This window comes from Micromonospora sp. ATLC20, from assembly GCF_057196585.1.
On record NZ_JBXUOV010000357.1, the window covers coordinates 1 to 1,945 of the forward strand.

A 1,945-nucleotide genomic window follows, 5' to 3' on the forward strand; every position below is an offset into this window, starting at 1 on the left:
CCGGTGTTCGATCTGGACGCCTTTGGGGTTGCCGGTGGAGCCGGAGGTGTAGATGACGTATGCCAGGTCATCGGGGGTGGCGGTGGGTTCGGGTGGGGTGTCGGGGAGTCCGGCGGTCTCGGTGTCGGTGTCGTCCAAAACCAGCCATCGCGTTTGCGGGCCGGCCGCGCGTAGGCGTTGGTGGAGTGCGTGTTCGGTCAGCACCAGGGTGGTGCCGCTGTCGGTGATCATGTGTGCCAGGCGGTCGTCCGGGTAGCCCGGGTCCAGCGGCACGAATGCTGCTCCGGAGCGCAGCACCGCCAGCATTCCCAGGGGCATCAGCCGGCCTCGCGACACGCACAGTCCGACCAGTGAGCCCGGGCCGGCGCCGGCGGCACGTAACCAGTGCGCCACCCGGTTCGCCGCGGTGTCGAGTTCGGCGAAGGTCACGGGTCCGGCATGGTCGATCACCGCTATCGCGTCCGGGGTGTGTGCCACGCGCTGCGCGAACAGCTCCTGCACGCAGTGGGGCTGCGGCACGGTCGTCGTCGTGTCGTTGAATCCCTGCACCACCAGGTCACGCTCTGCCGCCGGCAGCATGTTCACCATCGCCAGCGGACGTTCCACCTCGGCGACCGCGTCCGCGGCCACCACCCGCAACAACTCGACGATGTGCTCGCCGAGCCGCACCATCGTCGACTCGTCGAACAGGTCGGTGTTGAACTCCACCACCATCTGCAAACCCTGGTCGGGGTCGGCGGGGCCGGGCACCGTGAACTCCACGGTCACCTCGAACTGCGCGGCCACGCACGGCAGCTCGAACTCCGTCACCGCCAGGCCGCTCAACCGGGGCAGCTCCACCGGCGCGTTCTGCACCACCACCATCGCCTGGAACAGCGGTGACCGGCTCGGGTCACGCTGCTCGACGAGTTCCTCCACCAGCCGTTCGAACGGCACATCCTGATGCGCGAACGCTTCCAGCACCGTCTCCCGCACCCGCCCCAGCAACTGCCCGAACGATTCCTGCTCGGCGATCCGCGACCGCAGCACCACGGTGTTGACGAAAAAGCCCACCATGTCCTGCAACTCGCGACGGTCACGACCCGCAGTGACCGAACCCACCGCCACATCCGACGAACCCGACCAGCGGCCCAACACCACCTGCACCGCGGCGGTCAGCACCATGAACAACGTCGCGCCCCGCGCCCGGCACAACCGCGACAGACCCGCCACCGTCTGCGCCGGCACCACACCCCGCACCACCGCACCCGCAGTCGACCGCACCGCCGGCCGCGGCCGATCCACCGGCAACTCCAACACCGGCACATCCGCCAACTGCCGCCGCCAATACCCCACTCCCTCGGCCAGCACCTGCTCGGTCAACCGCGACCGCTGCCACACCGCGAAATCCGCGTACTGCACCACCGGCACCGGCAAACCCGCATCCACACCCCGCACCCGGGCGTCATAGAAGACACCCAACTCACGCGTCAGCAACCCCAACGACCAGCCGTCGACCGCCACGTGATGGAACGTCAACACCACCACGTGCTCGTCGACCCCGACAGCCACCACCAACGCCCGCACCAACGGCACGACCGACACGTCGAACGGCCTGGACACCTCCTCCAACACCACATCGTCCAACGCCCCGGCACTCACCCCGTCCACGAACCGGACCTCAGCGGAAACCGAACCCGCCGGCTCCACCACCTGCACACCAACCCCACCGACAGACACCAACCGCGTCCGCAACACCTCATGCCGGGCCACCACATCGCCCAACGCCCCCACCAACGCCGAACGATCCAAACCCCCCACCAACCGCAAACCCGCCGACGCGTTGTAATCCACCCCACCCGGATTGAACTGCGCCAAAAACCACAACCGCTGCTGCGCAAACGACAACGGCAAACCCTCACCCCGCGCCACCACCGGAATACCCCCACCCACCACACGCCCGGAC

At 68.3% G+C, this 1,945-nt stretch carries 1 protein-coding gene; it reads right to left on the reverse strand.

The annotated features are described in order from the left end of the window. A partial coding sequence (locus AC2CHG_RS31230) for a condensation domain-containing protein (protein ID WP_484526191.1) occupies positions 1-1,887 on the reverse strand: 1,887 nt, incomplete at its 3' end. Between the last annotated feature and the right edge of the window lie 58 nt (positions 1,888-1,945).